The following is a 19,154-nucleotide window of genomic DNA, read 5'->3' on the forward strand; positions in this document are numbered from 1 at the left end:
CATGACCCGCATTCTCGTCACCGGCGGCGGCAAGGGCGTCGGCGCCGCCATCGTGCGGGCGCTGGCCGCCTCCGGCCACGACGTGGATTTCACCTACCGCTCCTCGGGCGAAGCCGCGACCGCTTTGGCCGACGAGCTGATGAAGGCCCATCCGGGGCGGACCGTGAAGGCCCACGCGCTCGATCTCGCCGACAAGGCGGCGCTCGAAGCCTTCTGCGAAAGCATCGAGGGCGAGAGCTTCTTCGGCTTCGTGCACAATGCCGGCCAGCCCTACGACGCGCTCGCCGCCATGATGCAGCAGGACAAGGCCGAAGCCGCCATGCAGGTGAACTTCTGGTCGCTGACCCGCATCGCCAAGGCGCTCATGCGCGGCATGATCCGCGCCAAGGCCGGGCGCATCGTCGCCATCGGCTCCGTGGCGGCGCTCCAGGGCAATCCCGGCAACGCGGCTTACGCGGCGTCCAAGGGCGCGCTCATCTCCTATTGCCGCACGCTCTCCGTCGAGACCGCCAAGCGCGGCGTGACCGTCAACGTGATCGCGCCGGGCTTCATCGACACGGACATGATGGCCCCCTACGCGGCCTATCGCGAGAGCATGGAAAAGCAGATTCCCGCCGGACGCTTCGCAAGGCCTGAGGAGATCGCGGGCCTCGCCGCCTTCCTGATGAGCGAGCCCGCCGCCTACATCACCGGCACGGTCCTGCCCATCGACGGCGGACTCACGTCGATGCTGGGCGTGCATCGGTAAATTCAGAGCGTCATGCCGGATCGGCTCTGCCGTCCTGGATGACGTGTCGAACAGCGTAGACCTTGCCATTCCCCCGCTCGCCCTTTAAGCGGCCGGAAACAGATTTCTCCGTCATCGCCGCGCTTTAAGCCGCGCGTTGACGCTGACCGATGGATCCTTCTTGCATGCGCTCCCTTCAGCTTTTCGGCGACCGTGACATTCGCATCACCGAGATCGACGCCCCGCCGCCGTCGGCCGCGGGCGAGGTCCAGGTGCGGATCCGGGCGCTCGGCCTGAACTATCTCGATGTCTGGGGCTTCCGCGGCATGGCCTTCGCCAAGCGCAAGATGCCGCAGGCGGTGGGCGTGGAGGCGGCAGGCGAGATCGCGGCCGTGGGCGAGGGCGTGACGCGCTTCAAGGTGGGCGACCCGGTGACCATGTACGGGGCCGAGACCTGCGGCCATTGCAGCGCCTGCCGGAAGGGGTGGGACAATCTCTGCGAGAACGTCGCCGGCATCATGGGCTTTCACATCGACGGCTTCGCCCGTGAGCTGATCAACCGGCCCGAGCGGCTGGTGATCCCGGTGCCGAAAGGCGTTTCCTTCGAGCAGGCGGCCTGCGCCCCCATCGGCTTTGGCACGGTGCAGCACATGCTCTTCGACAACGCCAAGCTCGAGCCCGGCGAGTCGATCCTCGTCCATGCGGGCGGCTCCGGCATCGGCACCGCCGCGATCAAGATGGCAAAGGCCATCGGCTGCACGGTCTATACGACGGTGGGCGACGACGAGAAGGGCGAGAAGGCGAAGGCGCTCGGCGCCGATTACGTGATCAACTACCGCAAGGAGCGCTTCGAGGGCGAGGTCCGCCGCCTCACCAAGCGCAAGGGCGTCGACGTGGTGTTCGAGCATGTGGGCGCGGAGACCTGGAACGGCAGCTTGCTCTGCCTCAAGCGGGGCGGGCGTCTCGTTACCTGCGGCTCGACGTCAGGCGTGTCCACCACCATGAACCTGATGCAGCTCTTCCAGCAGCAATACCGGATCTTCGGCTCCTTCGGCTGCCGTATCGAGAACATCGCCCAGTCCCTCGACAAGATGGCGAAGGGCATGAGCCCGGTGATTGATTCCGTCTTTCCCCTCGACGAGTTCCGACAAGGACTGGAGCGTCTCGAAGGCCGCAAGGTCTTCGGCAAGGTCATCGTGACCTTCTGACCGGAGGCGGGTTCTGGTACAAAGGGCCGCGCGGCCACAGACCTTGACGAAACGGGCTCCCCGCGAAAAACACGCGGGGCCTTTTCTTTTCAGGCCGGCCTCCGGGCCGGCTTTCCATGCCGGGATAGGAACGACGTGCAGCAGACCCATCGCCCCCGCAGCCTTGTCTCGCGCCTGACCGAGACGGTCATGGTCGGCATCGTGCGCGGCGTCTTTGCCCTGTCGCGGGCCTTGGGGCCCGAACGGTCCGGGGCGGTCGGCGCCGCGCTCACGCGCACCTTCGGCCCCCTGTTGGGAGCCCACCGGACGGCCCTGGCCAATATCCGCGCGGTCTATCCGGAGAAATCGGAGGCCGAGGTGAAGGCCCTGGCGCTGGCCGCCTGGGACAATCTCGGCCGCACGGCGGGGGAATACCCCCATCTCGGACGCCTGTTCGATTTCGATCCGGACAGCGCCGCTCCCGGCCGCACGGAAGTCGACGGGATCGACCACTTCCTTAAGCTTCGCGATGACGGCAAGCCCGGCATCATCTTCTCCGCCCATCTCGCCAACTGGGAACTGCCCGCCATATGCGCTGCGCGGTTCGGGCTCGACGCCACCGCCGTGTTCCGCGCGCCCAACGATCCGGCCATCGCCCGCGTGCTGCACGAGATCCGCAGCGAGACCATGGGCAACCTGGAGGCCGCCCGTCAGGGCGCGGCCTTCGCCATGCAGGGGGCGCTGGAGGCGGGCGGGCATCTCGGCATGCTCATCGACCAGCATTTCACCCGCGGCGTGATCGTGAACTTCATGGGCCGCCCGGCCCTGGTGAACCCGATCCTCGGCAAGTTCGCCCGCCGCTTCGACTGCCCGGTCCACGGGGTGCGTGTGGTCCGGCTGCCGGGCCATCGCTTCCGCCTGCAGCTCACCCCGCCCCTCGACCTGCCGCGCGATCCCGACGGCCAGATCAACGTGCAGGGGGCCATGCAGGCCATGACCTCCGTGGTCGAGGAATGGGTGAGGGAATACCCGGAGCAATGGCTCTGGATGCACCGCCGCTGGCGGGCGCCCGCAGGCGCTCAAGCTAAAGTGAGTTCCCCTTGAGGCGGAATTCGTGTTCCATGGCGGCATCATGGCATCGCGTTTGACATTGACCCTGGCGGCGCTGGGCCTGTCCGCCCTCCTGCACCCTGCCGCGGCCGACCCGGCCCGCGCGGTCGTCGAGCTGTTCACGAGCCAGGGCTGCTCTTCCTGCCCGCCCGCCGATGCGCTGCTCGCCGAGTATTCCCGCCAGCCGGACATCGTGGCCTTGTCCCTGCCGGTCAATTACTGGGATTACCTCGGCTGGAAGGACACCCTCGCCCATGTGGCCTTCACCGAACGGCAGAAGGCCTATGCCCATTCCCGCAAGGACCGGCAGGTCTTCACGCCGCAGATGATCGTCAACGGCAAGAAATCCTCCATCGGGTCCGACCGGGCCGAGATCGAAAGGGCGATCCAGGCCACCACGAAGGGTCGCAGCGCCCTGCCGGTCGCGATCACCTTGAGCGAGCACAACGGCACTCTGTCGATCGCCGTCGAGGAAACCCCCGACACCACGCACCGCGACGCCGAGATCTGGGTTCTGCCCGTGCTGAAATCGCAGACGGTGCCCATCGAGCGCGGCGAGAACCGGGGCAAGACGATCACCTATGCCAACGTGGTGCGCGGCCTGAACCGCATCGGAGAATGGCACGGCGGCTCCGCCCGCTTCGAGGTGCCCCTCGAGACCGCGCGCAAGGGCGGGGACGCCTATGTGGTGCTCCTGCAGAGCACCGATGCGGAGAGGCCCGGAGTCATCCTGGGCGCCGCGAAGGGTCCGGGTTTCTGAACGCTTTCGTTCGGCTGCCTCTTTTCACGCAAAACCGGCTCCCGCTTATGCGTTCGAGGCTCTAATCCAGCAGGATCACCTTGTTGGGCAGCTCGTCCACGTCGTCCAGGCGGGGAGGGGCGTGCTCGGCGAGGATCGCGCCCGTGCGCCGGACGGCCTGCTCCAGCCCCTCGATCATCCGCCCTTCCCGGATCGCGCCGGTCAGCTCCGCCACGATGCCTGCCCAGATGCCGGGATCGACCCGGTCCGCGATGCCCGTATCCGCCAGGATCTCGGCGTGGCGCTCGGCCAACGCAAGATAGATCAGCACGCCGGTCTTCTCCCGCGTGCGGGTGAGCCCGCGGCGGAGGAACTCGCGCGCGGCGGCCTCGTGAGCCTGGGCATGCCGGATCGAGCGCGGCACCAGGGCGAAGCGCAAGGGCGGCCAGGAGAACACGAGGCTCAAGACCAGCGCCACCGCGAGCTGGATCAGGAAGATGCGCGAGGTTCCGATCGCGGTCAGCCAGATCAGCGGCCAGGGCGTCACGAGCGCCGCGAGGAAGGCCCAGAGCAGCGGGACTGCGCGGTAATGGTCTGCCTGCTCCGCGATCACGAGAACGACCTCGCCGGAGGTGTCGTCCTCCACGTCGCTGATCGCACTGGCGAGGCGCGCCTGTTCCTCGGCTGAAATCATCACCAGCTCCCCGAAGCTCCGCCGCCGCCCGACGAGCCGCCTCCCCCCGAGAAGCCGCCCCCGCCCGACCATCCGCCGCCTCCGCCCCCGGACCAGCCCCCGGTCGGAACGATCCAGGGTCCGTGGCGGCCCCGCCCGACGGCGCGACGCCCGCCCGCGCCCATCATGCGCGAGATGATGAAGAAGAGGATCAGCAGGATGATGAAGGCTACGACGGGGTCGATAGCGGTGCTGCCCTCCTCGCGCACCTCGGCGCGGCGCTGCCATTCCTCCGCATCGCCGGTGAGGATGGAGAGCATGGCGTCGACGCCCGCATTGATGCCGGCCGCGAAGTTGCCCTGCTTGAATTGCGGCGCGATGGCAGTGGTGATGATCACCTTGGACAGGGCGTCGGTGAGCGCGCCTTCGAGGCCGTAGCCCACTTCGATGCGCACCTTCCGCTCCTGCGGCGCCACGAGCAGCAATGCGCCGTTGTCCTTGTCCTTCCGGCCGAGCTGCCAGTGCCGGAACAGGCGGTTCGCGTAATCCTCGATCTCGTAGCCTTCGAGCGAGCGAACGGTCGCGACCACCACCTGGTCCGAGGTCTTGTCCTCATGGGCCTTCAGCTTGGCCTCGAGCGCCGTCCGTTCCTCGGGCTTCAGGAGGTTCGCCGCATCGACGACCCGGCCGGTCAGGGGCGGGAAGGTCTGGGCGAGGGCCGAGCCGCAGGTGAGAAAGAGAGCGATGAGAAGCGCCGCCAGGGCCCATTGCCGAGGAGGGCAGGGCGGGAAGGACGAGACCTCCTTCATCGGGAATGGCACGTCAGAACTTCACCTGCGGCGGGCGTTCGGAGCCGGCGGTGGCGGCAAACGTCTCCATGGGCTTGGCGTCGGGATAGAGCACGGCGGCGATCCAGCGGCCTGGGATCGTGCGCAGCTCCGTGTTGTAGGCCTGCACGGCGGCGATGTAGTCGCGCCGCGCCACCGCGATCCGGTTCTCCGTGCCCTCGAGCTGGGATTGCAGGGCCAGGAAGTTCGCGTTGGACTTCAGCTCCGGATAGCGCTCGACCGTGGCGAGCAGCCGTCCCAGCGCTCCCGAGAGCTGGTTCTGCGCCTCCTGGAACTGGCGGAACTTTTCGGGATCCGTGACCGTGGAGGCGTCGACCTTGATCTGGGTCGCGCGGGCGCGGGCCTCCGTGACCTGGGTCAGCACCTCGCGCTCCTGCTGGGCGAAGCCCTTCACGGTCTCCACCAGGTTGGGGATCAGGTCGGCCCGGCGCTGGTACTGGTTCTGCACCTCGCTCCAGGCGGCCTTGGCCTGCTCCTCCAGGGTCGGAACGGTATTGATGCCGCAGGCGGACAAGCCGAACGCCAGAAGCATGCCGGTGAGCGCAAAGCGCATCCTTGAGAGAAAAGCCGTCATGTCCCGTCCTTCCCGCGATCCACGGATTTCGAACCCTTGCCGGGATCAACAGATGGAGCAGGGCAGGCGTTTCAACAAGGCGTTTTCCGGTGGTCGTGCACACCGGATTGAGGCATGATCCCACTACTAAGTATTGAACCCGAAAGTGGAGGCCGCTTTTGGGATTCGTCCGATGCCCTGTTATCATGACGAAGTGATCGTGCGGACCTGCACGATGCGCCTGACTCCCGGATCCGTTTCATGACCTTCCTGCCCGACGCCAGCACCTTTGCCGCCTATACCCTCGCCGCGATCCTGCTCTTCATCACCCCGGGTCCGGACATGAGCCTGTTCCTGGCGAAGACTATGACGGGCGGGCGCAAGGCGGGCATGGCCTCGATGCTGGGCGCGACGGCGGGATGCTGCGTCCATACGCTTCTGGCGGCGCTCGGGCTCTCGGCGCTTCTGGCGGCCTCCGTGACGGCCTTTACCGTGCTCAAGATCGTCGGCGCGCTCTACCTGCTATGGATGGCCTTCGACGCCGTGCGCAACGGCTCGGCGCTGAACGTGAAGGAGGAGGGCCGGGCGGAGGTCTCGTTCTGGAAGACGTTCCTGATGGGGGTCGGCATCAACCTCACGAATCCCAAGGTAGTGCTGTTCTTCGTGACCTTCCTGCCGCAATTCGTCGATGCGGGCGACCCGCATGCGGCCGACAAGATGCTGTTCCTCGGCCTCTACTTCGTTGCGCTCAACACGCCGATGGGGGCGCTCATGATCCTGGGCGCCGACAAGGTGATCGCGCTTTTGCGCGGCCATCCGCGATTCATGCGCGGGATCGATTATTCCTTCGCGGGCCTGTTCTCGGTCTTCGCCATCAAGATCCTGACGACATCGGCTCGCTAGGATTCGTCCGGCGCGGCTCGCGCCCGCCGATGATCGCCCAATAGACGAGACCCGCCACCGCGCCGGTCAGGCCCAGCACGAAGCTCACATGCAGCTCCTGCGGGGTCGCGATCCGCGCCGAGCCGCGCAGGATCCACGGCACCGCCGCCGTCAGGACGGCGGTAGCAAGGGTATGCCAGAGGAGGCTGCGCATCCCGAACACCTCGCTGACGACGGCCACGAGCAGCGGTGGGAAGATCAGCAGGGTGAACATGATCCGGCCCACCGCCAGGAAGGCGTCCTCCACGATGGGTCCCGGATCCTCGGCGGAGAAGATCGCGTCCAACAGGGACCAGAAGCCGACGAAGACCGTGTCGCCCGTCAGCATATTCATCACCGGATCGACGATGCTGGCGACGAGGAAGAAGGTGCCACTCGCGCCGATGGCGATGAGAAGCGCGAAGGGGATGAGGAGAAGCCAGCGGATCATGCTGCGTCTATAGCATGGCCTTTATCAGGCGTCTGCTTGATGGCGATGCGCCAGTAGATCCAGCCGCAGAAGGCGCCGGCCAGCCCGCCCTGGAACAAAAGGGCAAAGCTTTTCTTCAATTCCCAGGAGAACGTGAAACCTGCGAAACACAAGCCCAATAGACACGCGGCCAAGACGACATGCCAAGGCCGTTCCCATCCATTGCCATAAAGTACGACGGCGAGAAGGCTGGCGGCGCAAAGAAGTGGAAGCCCAAGGAGGAGAAGGGCAAGTGTTCCGATTGGAATAGCCTTGAACAGATCGAGCGGAGTCTCGACGACAGGTCCGCCATCGGAGAAAAATTCGAAGGCAAGCGTGAAGAATGCCATCAGATAAGGAGCGGCGACACATGCTGCGAGTAAGCCTGCAATCCGACGGGTCATATTGGATTGGATCCATGTTGGATGAATACTGTAGCACAACCGTTTGTGCTGGACCAATTGGGGCCATTGTTTTCTCCGCCCGGCGTCGCGCTCCTTGAAGGAACCAGGCGGTGTGCATCTGTATAGGAGGAGCACGGCGACGCCGAAACTGGATGAGCGGAGGCCCCTCAGCGACGAGGAATATGCCCTCGTGGAGCAGACCCGGTATCCTGCCCTGGGCGCAAGCTGGACGATGCGGCGCTTACGGAACTTTCTCAACGCCTGCGGGAGCGGCGCGACCGGGCCATCGCCAACGCTGCGACACCCGTTGCAAGGGGCGGCAGGCCACGACGTTCGAGAAGAAGGGCTCCGGCAACCGTCAGAAGGCGGGCGTGCTGAACGAAGCCCCGGCCCGGATCGGCAGCTGGCGGATCATCAATCCGATGGAAGACGGCCGCATCTTGCAGGAGGGCAAGCGCGCGCAGGCAAAGCGGAACAAGGCGTGATCGCCGGGTGTGAGGAACGGGCCGTCGAGGCTATTCCCCATCCCCCAGCGCGTAGACGCCTTCGGCTCCGATGCCCTGCTCGGCCATCATGCGGGCGCGGGCGCGCAGCTTTTCCGTTTCGCTCTTGAGCTGGCCGCAGGCGGCGAGGATGTCGCGGCCGCGCGGGGTGCGCACCGGCGAGGCATAGCCCGCGCGGAAGACGATTTCGGAGAAGCGCTCGATCCGCTCCCAGTCCGAGCACTCGTATTTCGAGCCGGGCCAGGGATTGAACGGAATCAGGTTGATCTTGGCCGGGATGCCTTTCAGCAGGCGCACCAGCTCGCGGGCGTCGGCGTCCGAATCGTTCACGCCTTTGAGCATCACGTATTCGAAGGTGATGCGGCGGGCGTTCGACAGGCCGGGATAGGCGCGGCAGGCGTCGAGCAGCTGCTTGATGTCGTATTTGCGGTTGATCGGCACCAGCTCGTCGCGCAGCTCGTCGCGCACGGCATGGAGCGAGATCGCGAGCATGGTGTTGGCTTCCGCCCCGAGCCGCTCCATCTGCGGCACGACGCCGGAGGTCGAGACGGTGATGCGCCGGCGCGAGAGGCTCAGGCCCTCGCCATCCGACATCACGTCGATGGCGGCGATCACGTTATCGATGTTGTAGAGCGGCTCGCCCATGCCCATGAAGACGATGTTGGACACGAAGCGACCGCCGTCGGTGGGCACGAAGGCGCCCTCGGGCGGCGTGGCGTCGGGCCAGTCGCCGATGGAATCGCGGGCGACGATGAGCTGCGCCACGATCTCCGCCGATGTCAGGTTGCGCACGAGGCGCTGGGTGCCCGTATGGCAGAAGGAGCAGGTCAGCGTGCAGCCGACCTGGCTCGACACGCAGAGCGTGCCGCGGTCGACTTCCGGAATGTAGACGCACTCGATCTCCGCGCCCTTGTCGAGCGGGCCGGTGGAAGGCATGCGGATCAGCCATTTGCGGGTGCCGTCCTTTGACACCTGCTCGGAAACGACCTGAGGGCGGGCGAGGGTATAGGCCTGGCTCAGCTTGGCGCGCAGCTCCTTGCCCACATTGGTCATCTCGGAGAAGTCTTTCGCCCCGCGGAAATAGATCCAGTGCCAGAGCTGGGCGACGCGCATCTTCAATTCGCGCTCCGGCACGCCGATGGCGGCGAGGGAGTCCTTCAGCTGGCCGCGGGTGAGGCCCACGAGCGAGGCCCCGCCGGGAGCCGCTCCGGCCACGACGTTCAGCTCCGCCGTCTTTTCGATGAACCCGGCCGCGCGCGCGGCATCGCTCACGGCCACGGGGGCCGCATTGGGGTTGCGCTTGGCGATGTCGAGCACCGTCGCCATGGGAAATCTCGAGCCTCGTTGTTGGGAGTGAAGCGGCCTTATAGCACGATTGCGTCGGAATGGTGAGCTTCAAAAAGCAAAATTCCGGGCGCGCGCCCGGAACATGCTCATCGGCAGAGCGATTTTCAACCGCGGGTCCCGAGGGGATTTAAGACGCGCATTCCTTGCGCGCATGCTCCAGGGCCTTGCTGAAGCCGTTCAGGGAATAGCGGTCGGTCAGGCTGGAGCCCCGCGCCGACTGCATCTTGACAATCATGGTGCCGCTTCGGGCCATGGTGGCGATGGCCTGGCCTTCCTCGGCCGGATTCTTGAGCCAGGCATTGGCGGCCTTGGTGATCAGGGCATAGGAGGTGTTGCCGACCGAGGCCTCCGCCGGGCCGTTCTCCTTGGCCGCGAAGCCGAGGACCAGGGCGACCTCGTTCTTCACGTTCTCCGCCGGGCGGAAGGATACGAAGAGATAGGCCGGGTCCCGGTTCAGGTTCTTCGGCAGCCGGTCCTGGGGCTGGCTCAGGGCATAGCAGATCTTCGAGCGGCCGGTCTGGGCCGTATAGACGCCCCAGTCGCCGTAGGAGGTCACGAGCGAGGCGCCGCCCGGTCCCGTCGCGGCCTGGGTCGCCTTGGCGGCTCCGGCGGCTGCCGCCCCTCCGGCTGCGGCCGCAGCGGCAGGCTTGGCCGGGGAATTCTTGGCTGGCGTGTTCTTGGCCGGCGTGGTCTTGGCGGCGGGCGCCGCCTTGGCCGGAGCCGGATTGGGCTTGGCGGTTGCGACAGGCTTCGCCGCCGGCTTGGCCGGTGCGGAGCGCTGGGACTGCGCCAGGGCTGCAGGACCAGTTCCGATGACGAGGGCGGAAAGAATGCCCGCGGCGAGGCCGCGCTGGAAAGATGCAGTAATCATGGGCGGGACCATACAGGCGGATGGTTAAGAACTTTTCACCATCTCCGTTAAGGCTGCACCGGGCGATTGGCGATGCGTCGAAACGTGGCGGTTTTTACGATCATGGCCGTTCCGGCTGAACCGCAGCCCAATAAAAAGGGCCGCTCGTCGGCCCTTTTTATGAACGGTGCTGCCGTCAGATGATGAAGAAATCCTTTGCGGTAATCTTCAGGTTCTTCTTGAGCTGGGCGAACTCGATGGCCTGCTTCGATCCCGAGCCGTCGGGGTCATAGGAAAGGACGCCCGTCTTCTTATTGTAGATAATGTAATCGTCTTTATCCTTGGCCTTGCTGCCGGAGATGAAGAACGTGCCGCTCAGCTGCTTCGGCTTCGTTTCCGATGCCTTCTTGCCGAGCAGCTTGAGTGCTTTGTTGTTGAAGTAACGGTCGTCGAGCCAGATTGAATCGGCTACGTCGAAATCGACAAGCCTGTCGAAATTTACCGTTCTGTCCGTCTTCGACGTACCGAGCTTGGTATCGAACACAAACTTGTCGTGACCTCCTTTTCCCGAGACGATGTCGTTTCCGGCATCTCCTCTGAGGACATTGCGACCTGAATTGCCGTTCAACGTGTTGGCATGGGCATTGCCGGTCAGGCGGATTCCAGCCGACCCCATCGCCGTCAGGGTTTCGATCTCGTTGCTGCCCAGGCTGAAGCTCACGCTAGTGAGCACCGTATCCCGGCCCTGCCCCACCTCTTCGATTACCTGATCGGCGAGGTTGTCGATATAGAAGACGTCGTCGCCAGTTCCTCCGGTCAAAACGTCCGATCCCGTCCCGCCGTCCAAGGTGTCGTTGCCCTCAAAACCGCTCATGGTATCGTTTCCGCCTTGGCCGGAGAGCTTGTTATTGCCTCCGGTGCCGTAGATCCGGTTCCATGTGCCGTTGCCGGTTACGGTGAAATCGCCTGAGCCGTTCAGTTCCAGGACTTCGACATGCTCAGGCATGACGTAGGAGGCAAAGGCCTGGATATAGTCGGTTCCTTCCCCGGCCAGTTCCCGGATGACTGCCGCCGAGCTCCAAATCGCATAGATATCGTCACCTTGGCCGCCGGTGAGGGTATCCGCGCCGCCAAGGCCATTCAGCAGGTTGTCGGTAGCGTCGCCCGTCAGAATGTTGGCAAGATCATTGCCCTGAATTCTAGCGTTGGCGGGAAGCGGATTAGCTGTGCCGGGTACGAATTTGGGGATCGCGAATTCGATTTCGCCCGGGGCCAAGGAAAAATAGTTGCCGGATGCATAATAGGTTGCCATGTGATCCCCATCGATAATTTGAGGTTTTGCGGAATGAGAAAAATGCTCCTCCGCAGCTCGATGGCCTGTCCTTACCGCATCATCCCAGAATTCAAAAGTTATAACATTCATTGGACGGGATGGAGCTTATTCGGGTGCTTCCTGGGCCTCAGGCTTCTTAGCGTGAAAAATAAAAGGGCCGCCGGAGCGACCCATGCAGTGTTCGTCAAAGCTTGTTCGTTTTTAAAATGAGGAGGAGATGAAATAACTTTCTTGTTAATGGAATCACTTATAATGATGTTTAATAACATTGCAATAAGTCAATATTCTTCATTCAGAATATAGTCTTACCCTAGTATCGGAGCCTAAGTCAGGTAAGGGAATCCTTCAGGATCTTCCGGGCCTTCTCCCTGTGCTCCTGCGTAATCGAACCCGCCACCTGGGTGATCGCCGCAGCGAGCACGGCGGCATCGTCGGCGAAACCGATCAGGGGCAGAAGATCGCTCACGGCATCCAGCGGCATCACGAAATAGGCGATGGCGCCGAGGAGAATCAGCTTCACGCGGCTCGGGGTCGACGGATCCGTGGCGCAGAAGAAGGCGGCCACGAGATCCTCCGCGAAGGGGATCTTGCCCGCGACGCGCCTGAGCTTGTCCCAGAAGCGGCGCTTGAGGCTCTCCTCGTCACGGGTCGCTTGGCGCATGGCCTCCATTTCGGCCTTCGTGAAAGGCTTCATGAAGGGTGTGCTCATCTCAAATGCTCCTGACTCTCGTCTGCCCTTGCGCGCCGGAGAGGATACCTTAAGACCGTCCGGCACCAAGGGAGAAAACCGATGAAGCTCGACAAAATGATGGCAGCCGTCGTCACGGGAGGCGCTTCGGGCCTCGGCGAGGCCACGGCCCGCATGCTGGCCGCCAACGGCGTGAAGGTCGCCATTCTCGACATGAACGCCGAACGCGGCGCGGCGGTTGCCCGCGAAATTGGCGCCGTCTTCTGCCAGACCGACGTGACGGACGAGGCCTCCATCGACGGAGCCCTCGCCGCCGCCCGCGCGGCCAACGGCATCGAGCGTATCCTCGTCAACTGCGCCGGCATCGCGCCGGGCAAGCGCACGGTGACGAAGAAGCGCGAGACGGGCGAGCTGATCCCGCACGATGTGGCGAGCTTCCGCCGCGCCGTCGAGATCAACCTTATCGGCACCTATGCCATGATCGCCAAATGCGCCGCCGCCATGGCGGGGCTCGATCCCGTGACGCCCGACGGCGGGCGCGGCGTCATCGTCAACACCTCGTCGGTGGCGGCCCAGGACGGGCAGATCGGGCAGGCGGCCTATTCCGCCTCCAAAGGCGGCGTCCTCGGGCTCACGCTGCCCGTCGCCCGCGATCTCTCGGGCTTCGGCATCCGCGTCATGACGATCCTGCCGGGCCTGTTCCACACGCCGCTCTTCGAGGGCATCGCGGAGGATTACCGCAAGGCCCTGGAGGCCAACGTGCCCTTCCCCTCGCGCCTCGGACGGCCCGAGGAATACGCGCAGCTCGTGAAGAGCATCATCGAGAACGACATGCTCAACGGCGAGGGCATCCGCCTCGACGGCGCGCTGCGCATGCAGCCGAAATAGATCTTTTCTCGATCGGCGAGATTTCCGGCGGGAACCCCGCCGGAAACGGAAAGGCTGCCGCCTTGCAACTAACGTAGAGGAACCTTGCTGAAATCTTGGCCTTGTGATGACTGTCCTATAACGCTATTCCGTTAGCGGACCTGGGGCACTGTCATGGGCGCGATTACATTTCACGAAAATTTGGACACGAACCCGGCTTTCGAGGAAATCTTCGGAACGCACACGACATTCTATTCCGCCACGACCAGTTCGGCCGGCTTTTTCAATATGGCGGAGGGGACATACAAGAACGCCACCCTGAATCTCAGCGGTACGGCCATTTTCACCTCCCGACTGCCCGACAACAGCATTTTCGTGAACACGGGCAGGGTTCATAGTGGCGCCTTCCGCTTTGGCAGTGACATCGCCAGCCTCACGATCGACAACAATCCCGATAACCTCGTCGCCTTCTCCAATGCCTTGAGAGCTGTCGGGGGCCTTGCCGCCTTCGATGCCCTGTTCAGCGGCAACGACACCATCACGGGCGGCGGTAAGAACGATCACCTGACCACCTACGGCCTATCCTCCACCGACACCCTGGACGGGGCAGGGGGCGACGATATCCTCTGGAATCGCGGGCAGGCGAATGCCCAGATGACCGGCGGGGCCGGCAAGGACACCTTCCGCCTCGCGACGGGCGCTTCGAACGTCGTCCTCGCGGGCGATGCCTCCGACGGCACGGGAGGGCCGGACGATACGGATACGCTCGTGATCGAGGGCACCGGAATCGGCTTTGCTTCGATCACCCAGATCGACGCGCTTCGCTTCGCGTCGAGCGGCGGCAGCGGAAGCGTCACGCTGCGCAGCGCGCAGGTGGGCGCGGGCCTCGTCTCGCAGGCGCTGAGCGTGGAAGGCTCGGCGTCCGAGAGCGACGCAATCACGCTGACGCGCACCGGCACGGGCGCGGCGGATTTCGATCTTTCGGGATGGCGCTTCACCAACTGGGGGCGTATCGACCAGACCGTCACCTTCCGCTTCGACGACGACGCGGGAACGCCCCAGGCGGATCGCGTCACCGGCACGGAGGTGGACGACACGATTCTGATGGGCGCAGGGGCCGACACGGTGACCGGCGGACGTGGGGCGGATCTCCTCAGTGGCGGAGACGGCGACGACGTGTTCGTCTTCCATGCGGGAGACGTGGTCGCGGGCGAGCGCGTGATCGGCGGCGGCGGCACGGATACGATCCGTCTGGCGGGCGATACCGACATGTCCCTGATGCGCCTGTCCGGTATCGAGCAGATCGCGTTCGCTGGAGCCCAGCGGATCTGGTTCAACGACGGCGTTCCGCAGGGTCCGTTGACCGTTTCCGGGGATGGGCAGGCCAACGAGATCGCGGTCAGGCTGTTCTCAGGCGCCACCATCGACCTTCGCGCCTGGAGCTTCACGAACTGGACCGCCGCCGACAGGCTGCGCGTCGAGGGCAGCGCGGCAGCGGACGTTTTCGACGCGCCGGCGGTTTCGGTCACGGTCGATGGCGGCTACGGCAACGACATTCTGAATGGCGGCGCGAGGTCGGATGTGCTGTCGGGTGCGAGCGGCAACGACCGTCTCGACGGCGGCTACGGGTCCGATGTCCTCAATGGCGGCGTCGGGCTCGACGTGATTTCCGGCGGGGCCGGGAACGACCGGCTCGCGGGCGGTTCCGGCAAGGACGTGCTCTCGGGAGGGTTCGGCAAGGATAGCTTCCTGTTCGACACGAAGCCCGGCAAAACGAATATCGACCGGGTCACGGATTTCAACGTGAAGGACGACACGGTTCAGCTCGCAGGATCCGTCTTCACGAAGATCGCCAAGAAAGGCACGCTTGCGAAGGATGCCTTTTACATCGGGGCGAAAGCGCACGATGCGGATGACCGGATCGTCTACAACAAGAAAACCGGAACTCTCTTCTACGACCCGGACGGCTCCGGCAAGGCGGCCGCCATTGCCTTCATCAAGCTCAAGGCTGGTCTGGCGCTGAAGGAAACCGATTTCTTCATCCTATGACCGCCGCTGTCCTTCATTCCTTCGTCAGTCCGGCGGCGAGCCTGTCCATGCGCTGCGCCAGTTCGATATCGCGACGGGTCAGGCCCTTGGCGTCGTGAGTGGAGAGCGTCACGTCCACCTTGTTGTAGACGTTGAACCATTCCGGGTGATGGTTCATGGCCTCGGCCGCGAGCGCGACGCGGGTCATCCAGCCGAAGGCTGCGTTGAAATCGTCGAAGACGAAGGTCTTGCGAAGGGCGTCGCGGCCTTCGACGAGCGCCCATCCTTCGAGGGCGGGCAGAAGTTCGGAGCGTTCGGCATCGGTCAGGCGGGGCATGGGCAGAGGTCACCGTGAGAAGGGATTCTCTTCAGTGATGACGCACAGGGGTGAGGTTTCAAGCCCCTGACCTTTCCGGAAACACGCGAAGCAAATCGCCTAATGAATGCCGAGCAGGCGGATCAGGCCCAGGCTGATCGCGATCAGCGCCAGAAGCGAGAGCGTCACGGCGAGCGTCACGCGCCCGCCGACGGTTCTCAAGACCTTCAGGTCGACGCCGAGGCCGAGGGCCGCCATGGAGATGACGGTCAGAAGCGTCGTGACCGGCATCGCGACCTTCAGCAGCGCCTCGGGGATGATTCCGAGCGAGCGGAGCACGGCAAGCCCGAGGAACCCGACGATGAACCAGGGCACGAGCCGGCCGAGCGACAGATCGGGCTTGGGCCCCTCCGTCTGCCGGCGCGTCACGACCGAGAGCGCGATCACCACCGGGCCCAGCATCAGCACGCGCACGAGCTTCACGAGGGTGCCGATCTGCGTGCTAGCGAGGCCCACCGGCACGGTGGCGGCGAGCACCTGCGGCACCGCATAGACGGTCAGCCCCGCGAGCACGCCGTATTGCGTGAGCGAGAGGCCGAGAAGCGGCACGAGGAGGGGCAGGCCGAGCACCACGACCACGCCGAGGATCGCGGTGAACGCGATGGAGGAGGCCACGTCCCCCGGCTTCGCGCCGATCACCGGAGCGACCGCCGCGATCGCCGAGTTTCCGCAGATGGAATTGCCGCAGGCGACCAGCACCGCCATGCGCTTGGGCAGGCCGAGCCAGCGGCAGAGGCCGTAGCTGAGGCCGATCGCCAGCGCCACCACGACGGCGATGCCGGCGATGAGGCCGAGGCCCGCATCCAGCACCGCCTGGAAGCTGATCGAGGCGCCGAGAAGCATGACCGCGATTTCAAGCAGGGTCTTGGCGGAAAAGCCGATGCCGGGAATCCAGCGCCTGTCGGGAGTCCACAGGGTGCGCATGGCGGTGCCGAGCAGGATCGCGATGACGAGGGCCTCGAGCCAGGGTCGCCCCGTCAGGTGCTCCTCGAGCATCTGGAGGCCGATGGCGGCCAGCGCGATCGCCGCGCACAAGACGATGCCCGGCGCGGCCTGCGCGAGAGAGTTGCGGTTCATGGAGCGGTCGAATCCTGCGCTTGGTGCCGCAGGGGCTAGTCCCAAGCCTGCGGGGATGCAAGCCCAAAGGGACCTGCCGTCATTGCAAAGCCGCGAACCCGTCCTCGATGGAGCGCCAGTCCTGTGTCAGCGCGAAGCCGTCGCGGTCGATGACGATGAAGCAGCCGCCGCCGGGATGCTGCGGGCGGCTTTCCCGGCCGATGGCCACCTTCTGCAGATGGGCCGTCAGCAGGCAGCCCACTGCGCCGTGGGAGACGATCACGATGTCGCCGGAGGTCTCGTCCTCGCGGAGGATGCGGCCGACCGCGCCGACGATGCGCGCCTGCGCGTCGATCGCGCGTTCCCAGCCGCGGATGCTCTCGTGCGGGCGTCCGAAGAACTCGGCCACCACCTCCCAGAATTCCGGCGGCGCGATGAAGCCGGTCGAGGAGCGGTCGTTCTCGCCCAGATCCTCATGCGTCTCGTAAGGCAGGCCGAGTCGCTCCGCCACGATGGCGGCTCCGTCCATGGCCTTGCGCTCCGTGCTGGCATAGACGGCGGTGACGTCCCTTTCCGCGAGCAGATCCGCGAAGCGCTCCATGCGGGCGCGGCCGACCGCGTTCAGGGGCCATTCGGGAATGGGCTGGTTCGGGTCGATGACCACTTCGGGGTGGGTGATGAAAATCAGCGAGGCCATGAGGCCGATGTAACATTCCCGCGCCGGTGCGTCGAGCTAGCTCAAGGGGTAGGCGGCCTCGATCACGTAAGGCCCGCCGCCGACCGAATGGCGGGAGGAGTACAGGACGAAGCGATTGGCCGTGAAGGTCAGTTTCGGAAAATGGCCCCGGGTCGCGAGGTAATCCGCCACGTCGATGGGCGAGGCGTTCTTCAGCCGCGCCAGGGTGACATGCGGGGTGAACCTGCGCGTCTCCGGGGCTAAGCCGATCTGGCGCAGGAGACGTTCCTGCTCCGCCTGCAAGTCGTGCAGTTCGCCGTTGCCGGACAGGCGGGCGAACACCGCGCGGGGCTTGCCGCCGCCGAAGCTGTCGAGCCCGTCGATGGTCAGTGTGAGCGGAGCGCGCAGGCGTCTCTCGCCGAGAATCGAGGCGACATCGTCAGCCATGCGGTCGTCGATGTCGCCGATGAAGCGCAGGGTGAGATGGTAGTTTTCGGGATCGATCCAGCGCGCTCCGGGAAGTCCGCCGCGAAGACGCGACAGGGCCAGGCCGATCTCGGCCGGAATCTCGATGCCGGTGAACAGACGGGGCATGCGGCACCTCCCGGGCTTGCTGTGTCAGATCAGACGGCCGGTGAGAGAGGTTTGTTCCGCAACGGGGGCTTCATCCCGGATCGGCCGGTGCCGTCCGGGATGAAGCCGCAATCGCTACGGGCAGGGATTGCAATGCGCGACGTGGATCGCGTTGATGCGCTCCTCGAGCTCCGGCGTGATCGTCACGTCGATCGAGGCGATGTCCGTCTTCAGCTGCTCCATGGAGGTGGCGCCGATGATATTGGACGTCACGAAGGGGCGCGAATTGACGAAGGCCAGCGCCATCTGGGCCGGGTCCAGGCCGAATTCCTTGGCCAGCGCCAGGTATTGGCGGATCGCGGCCTCGGCCGTCGGGTTCTCGTAGCGCTGCCCCCGGTTGAACAGGGTGGTGCGCGCGCCGGCCGGGCGGGCGCCGTCGAGATACTTGCCCGTGAGATAGCCTTGGGCGAGCGGCGAATAGGCGAGCAGGCTCACATTCTCCTGCATCGTGACCTCGGCCAGCGCCACCTCGTAGGTGCGGTTGAGGAGGTTGTAGGCGTTCTGCACCGACTGCACCCGCGCCAGGCCCTTGGCGTCCGCGTGCTTGAGGAACGTCATGGTGCCCCAGGCGCTCTCGTTGGAGAGGCCGAAATGGCGGATCTTTCCGGCCTTGACCAGGTCGGTCATGATCTCGACCGTCTCCGCGATGGGATGGGACGGGGCGTCCTGGTGGCGGAAGATCGTGGGGTTCGAGCCCCAGGGCATGGGGCGGTCGGGCCAGTGGATCTGGTAGAGGTCGATATAGTCGGTCTGGAGCCGCTTGAGGCTCTTGTTCACCGCCTCCTCGATCTGGGCGCGGGAGAGCTCCGCCTTGGAGCCGTCGTCGCGGAACCAGGTGTTGTCGGAGCGGCCGACCACCTTGGAGGCGAGGATGACCTTGTCGCGGGTGCCGCGGGACTTGAACCAGGAGCCGATGATGCGCTCGGTGGAGCCCTGCGTCTCGGCGCGCGGCGGAATCGAGTAGAGTTCGGCGGTGTCGAAGAAGTTGATGCCCTGGTCGAGGGCATAATCCATCTGCGCGTGGCCGTCGGCTTCGGTGTTCTGCTGGCCCCAGGTCATGGTGCCGAGGCAGATGAGGCTGACGTTGAGATCCGTGCGGCCGAGGCGGCGGTATTCCATAGGTCTAGGCTCCTCGCGGCGGGACGAGCCGCCGCGTTCAGGCAGGA

21 protein-coding genes are annotated in these 19,154 nt (G+C 65.1%); 7 read left to right on the plus strand and 14 right to left on the minus strand.

The genetic code is table 11. The features are described from left to right. The first annotated feature begins 1 nt into the window (after position 1). From L879_RS0114525 to L879_RS0114540, 4 genes are all read left to right on the plus strand, one after another. Positions 2–748, plus strand: a complete 747-nt coding sequence (locus L879_RS0114525; protein WP_027316748.1) for an SDR family oxidoreductase — start codon at positions 2–4, stop codon at positions 746–748. Positions 749–912: 164 nt separating this feature from the next. After that, positions 913–1,935 (plus strand): zinc-binding dehydrogenase, encoded by a 1,023-nt coding sequence (locus tag L879_RS0114530; RefSeq protein ID WP_027316749.1) that lies wholly within the window; start codon positions 913–915, stop codon positions 1,933–1,935. 135 nt (positions 1,936–2,070) lie between these two features. Then, positions 2,071–3,018, plus strand: a complete 948-nt coding sequence (locus L879_RS0114535; protein ID WP_027316750.1) for a lipid A biosynthesis lauroyl acyltransferase — start codon at positions 2,071–2,073, stop codon at positions 3,016–3,018. Positions 3,019–3,046: 28 nt separating this feature from the next. Next, complete coding sequence (locus L879_RS0114540) at positions 3,047–3,784, plus strand: DUF1223 domain-containing protein (protein WP_027316751.1); 738 nt, start codon at positions 3,047–3,049, stop codon at positions 3,782–3,784. 61 nt (positions 3,785–3,845) lie between these two features. Here the strand turns inward: L879_RS0114540 and L879_RS0114545 are convergent, their stop codons facing one another. From L879_RS0114545 to L879_RS0114555, 3 genes are read right to left on the minus strand one after another with little or no spacing between them, the layout of a single operon-like run. After that, positions 3,846–4,457 carry a TPM domain-containing protein gene (locus L879_RS0114545; protein WP_035459748.1) on the minus strand — a complete coding sequence of 204 codons (612 nt, stop codon included), beginning with the start codon at positions 4,455–4,457 and terminating at the stop codon, positions 3,846–3,848. Beyond that, positions 4,457–5,245 carry a TPM domain-containing protein gene (locus L879_RS0114550; RefSeq protein ID WP_035459708.1) on the minus strand — a complete coding sequence of 263 codons (789 nt, stop codon included), beginning with the start codon at positions 5,243–5,245 and terminating at the stop codon, positions 4,457–4,459. Before L879_RS0114550 ends, L879_RS0114545 begins: the two co-directional genes overlap by 1 nt. Positions 5,246–5,258: 13 nt before the next feature. Next, the gene (locus L879_RS0114555) at positions 5,259–5,858 is read right to left on the minus strand and encodes a LemA family protein (protein WP_035459710.1); all 600 of its coding nucleotides are present in this window, start codon (positions 5,856–5,858) and stop codon (positions 5,259–5,261) included. A gap of 240 nt (positions 5,859–6,098) precedes the next feature. Here L879_RS0114555 and L879_RS0114560 point away from each other — a divergent pair, with 240 nt between their 5' ends. After that, positions 6,099–6,740, plus strand: coding sequence for a LysE family translocator (locus L879_RS0114560; protein ID WP_027316755.1), 642 nt, complete (start codon positions 6,099–6,101; stop codon positions 6,738–6,740). Here the strand turns inward: L879_RS0114560 and L879_RS22890 are convergent. The 6 genes from L879_RS22890 to L879_RS0114595 form a co-directional block, all read right to left on the minus strand. Next, on the minus strand, positions 6,712–7,209 hold the full coding sequence (locus L879_RS22890; protein ID WP_051435331.1) for a hypothetical protein: 498 nt from the start codon (positions 7,207–7,209) through the stop codon (positions 6,712–6,714). The two genes, L879_RS0114560 and L879_RS22890, sit on opposite strands and share 29 nt — an antisense overlap. After that, positions 7,206–7,631: a hypothetical protein gene (locus tag L879_RS0114570; RefSeq protein WP_154664220.1), complete on the minus strand. Its 426-nt coding sequence runs from the start codon at positions 7,629–7,631 to the stop codon at positions 7,206–7,208. Before L879_RS0114570 ends, L879_RS22890 begins: the two co-directional genes overlap by 4 nt. 515 nt (positions 7,632–8,146) lie before the next feature. After that, the gene (gene rlmN, locus L879_RS0114580; protein WP_210278746.1) at positions 8,147–9,460 is read right to left on the minus strand and encodes a dual-specificity RNA methyltransferase RlmN; all 1,314 of its coding nucleotides are present in this window, start codon (positions 9,458–9,460) and stop codon (positions 8,147–8,149) included. 148 nt (positions 9,461–9,608) lie between these two features. Beyond that, positions 9,609–10,352: a hypothetical protein gene (locus L879_RS24100; protein ID WP_183501388.1), complete on the minus strand. Its 744-nt coding sequence runs from the start codon at positions 10,350–10,352 to the stop codon at positions 9,609–9,611. A 175-nt stretch (positions 10,353–10,527) separates the two neighbouring features. Continuing rightward, a complete protein-coding gene (locus L879_RS21790) occupies positions 10,528–11,643 on the minus strand; it encodes a calcium-binding protein (protein ID WP_051435332.1) in 1,116 nt (371 codons plus the stop codon). Positions 11,644–11,992: 349 nt separating this feature from the next. Next, positions 11,993–12,358 (minus strand): YkvA family protein, encoded by a 366-nt coding sequence (locus tag L879_RS0114595; RefSeq protein WP_051435333.1) that lies wholly within the window; start codon positions 12,356–12,358, stop codon positions 11,993–11,995. Between the two features lie 96 nt (positions 12,359–12,454). Between L879_RS0114595 and L879_RS0114600 the strand changes: the two genes are divergently transcribed. Together L879_RS0114600 and L879_RS0114605 are read left to right on the plus strand one after the other, a co-directional pair. Next, entirely contained in the window at positions 12,455–13,240 is a 786-nt protein-coding gene (locus L879_RS0114600; protein ID WP_027316759.1) for an SDR family NAD(P)-dependent oxidoreductase, read from the plus strand. 267 nt (positions 13,241–13,507) lie between these two features. Next, positions 13,508–15,268, plus strand: coding sequence for a calcium-binding protein (locus L879_RS0114605; RefSeq protein ID WP_161634671.1), 1,761 nt, complete (start codon positions 13,508–13,510; stop codon positions 15,266–15,268). Positions 15,269–15,281: 13 nt separating this feature from the next. Here L879_RS0114605 and L879_RS0114610 read toward each other — a convergent pair whose 3' ends face one another. The 5 genes from L879_RS0114610 to L879_RS0114630 all read right to left on the minus strand — a co-directional run bounded on the left by L879_RS0114610 (position 15,282) and on the right by L879_RS0114630 (position 19,107). Next, positions 15,282–15,584, minus strand: a complete 303-nt coding sequence (locus L879_RS0114610; protein WP_027316761.1) for a 4a-hydroxytetrahydrobiopterin dehydratase — start codon at positions 15,582–15,584, stop codon at positions 15,282–15,284. Between the two features lie 99 nt (positions 15,585–15,683). After that, a complete protein-coding gene (locus tag L879_RS0114615) occupies positions 15,684–16,700 on the minus strand; it encodes a YeiH family protein (RefSeq protein ID WP_027316762.1) in 1,017 nt (338 codons plus the stop codon). Between the two features lie 79 nt (positions 16,701–16,779). Continuing rightward, on the minus strand, positions 16,780–17,376 hold the full coding sequence (locus tag L879_RS21795; protein WP_035459712.1) for a histidine phosphatase family protein: 597 nt from the start codon (positions 17,374–17,376) through the stop codon (positions 16,780–16,782). Between the two features lie 36 nt (positions 17,377–17,412). Beyond that, positions 17,413–17,949 (minus strand): RNA 2',3'-cyclic phosphodiesterase, encoded by a 537-nt coding sequence (gene thpR / locus L879_RS0114625; RefSeq protein WP_027316763.1) that lies wholly within the window; start codon positions 17,947–17,949, stop codon positions 17,413–17,415. Positions 17,950–18,063: 114 nt separating this feature from the next. Continuing rightward, complete coding sequence (locus tag L879_RS0114630) at positions 18,064–19,107, minus strand: NADP(H)-dependent aldo-keto reductase (RefSeq protein ID WP_027316764.1); 1,044 nt, start codon at positions 19,105–19,107, stop codon at positions 18,064–18,066. Between the last annotated feature and the right edge of the window lie 47 nt (positions 19,108–19,154).

Source organism: Microvirga flocculans ATCC BAA-817, from assembly GCF_000518665.1.
Taxonomy (GTDB): domain Bacteria; phylum Pseudomonadota; class Alphaproteobacteria; order Rhizobiales; family Beijerinckiaceae; genus Microvirga; species Microvirga flocculans.

Excerpts from the sequence above, each read along its gene's own strand:
- L879_RS0114600 (WP_027316759.1), top strand. The coding sequence starts at position 12,455 with ATGAAGCTCGACAAAATGATGGCAGCCGTCGTCACGGGAGGCGCTTCG.
- L879_RS0114530 (WP_027316749.1), top strand. The coding sequence starts at position 913 with ATGCGCTCCCTTCAGCTTTTCGGCGACCGTGACATTCGCATCACCGAG.
- L879_RS0114555 (WP_035459710.1), bottom strand. The coding sequence starts at position 5,858 with ATGACGGCTTTTCTCTCAAGGATGCGCTTTGCGCTCACCGGCATGCTT.
- L879_RS0114525 (WP_027316748.1), top strand. The coding sequence starts at position 2 with ATGACCCGCATTCTCGTCACCGGCGGCGGCAAGGGCGTCGGCGCCGCC.
- L879_RS0114540 (WP_027316751.1), top strand. The coding sequence starts at position 3,047 with ATGGCATCGCGTTTGACATTGACCCTGGCGGCGCTGGGCCTGTCCGCC.
- L879_RS0114605 (WP_161634671.1), top strand. The coding sequence starts at position 13,508 with ATGGCGGAGGGGACATACAAGAACGCCACCCTGAATCTCAGCGGTACG.
- rlmN (WP_210278746.1), bottom strand. The coding sequence starts at position 9,460 with ATGGCGACGGTGCTCGACATCGCCAAGCGCAACCCCAATGCGGCCCCC.
- L879_RS21790 (WP_051435332.1), bottom strand. The coding sequence starts at position 11,643 with ATGGCAACCTATTATGCATCCGGCAACTATTTTTCCTTGGCCCCGGGC.
- L879_RS0114560 (WP_027316755.1), top strand. The coding sequence starts at position 6,099 with ATGACCTTCCTGCCCGACGCCAGCACCTTTGCCGCCTATACCCTCGCC.
- L879_RS0114610 (WP_027316761.1), bottom strand. The coding sequence starts at position 15,584 with ATGCCCCGCCTGACCGATGCCGAACGCTCCGAACTTCTGCCCGCCCTC.
- L879_RS0114550 (WP_035459708.1), bottom strand. The coding sequence starts at position 5,245 with ATGAAGGAGGTCTCGTCCTTCCCGCCCTGCCCTCCTCGGCAATGGGCC.
- L879_RS0114595 (WP_051435333.1), bottom strand. The coding sequence starts at position 12,358 with ATGAAGCCTTTCACGAAGGCCGAAATGGAGGCCATGCGCCAAGCGACC.
- L879_RS0114545 (WP_035459748.1), bottom strand. The coding sequence starts at position 4,457 with ATGATTTCAGCCGAGGAACAGGCGCGCCTCGCCAGTGCGATCAGCGAC.
- L879_RS21795 (WP_035459712.1), bottom strand. The coding sequence starts at position 17,376 with ATGGCCTCGCTGATTTTCATCACCCACCCCGAAGTGGTCATCGACCCG.
- thpR (WP_027316763.1), bottom strand. The coding sequence starts at position 17,949 with ATGCCCCGTCTGTTCACCGGCATCGAGATTCCGGCCGAGATCGGCCTG.
- L879_RS0114630 (WP_027316764.1), bottom strand. The coding sequence starts at position 19,107 with ATGGAATACCGCCGCCTCGGCCGCACGGATCTCAACGTCAGCCTCATC.
- L879_RS22890 (WP_051435331.1), bottom strand. The coding sequence starts at position 7,209 with ATGATCCGCTGGCTTCTCCTCATCCCCTTCGCGCTTCTCATCGCCATC.
- L879_RS0114615 (WP_027316762.1), bottom strand. The coding sequence starts at position 16,700 with ATGAACCGCAACTCTCTCGCGCAGGCCGCGCCGGGCATCGTCTTGTGC.
- L879_RS24100 (WP_183501388.1), bottom strand. The coding sequence starts at position 10,352 with ATGATTACTGCATCTTTCCAGCGCGGCCTCGCCGCGGGCATTCTTTCC.
- L879_RS0114570 (WP_154664220.1), bottom strand. The coding sequence starts at position 7,631 with ATGACCCGTCGGATTGCAGGCTTACTCGCAGCATGTGTCGCCGCTCCT.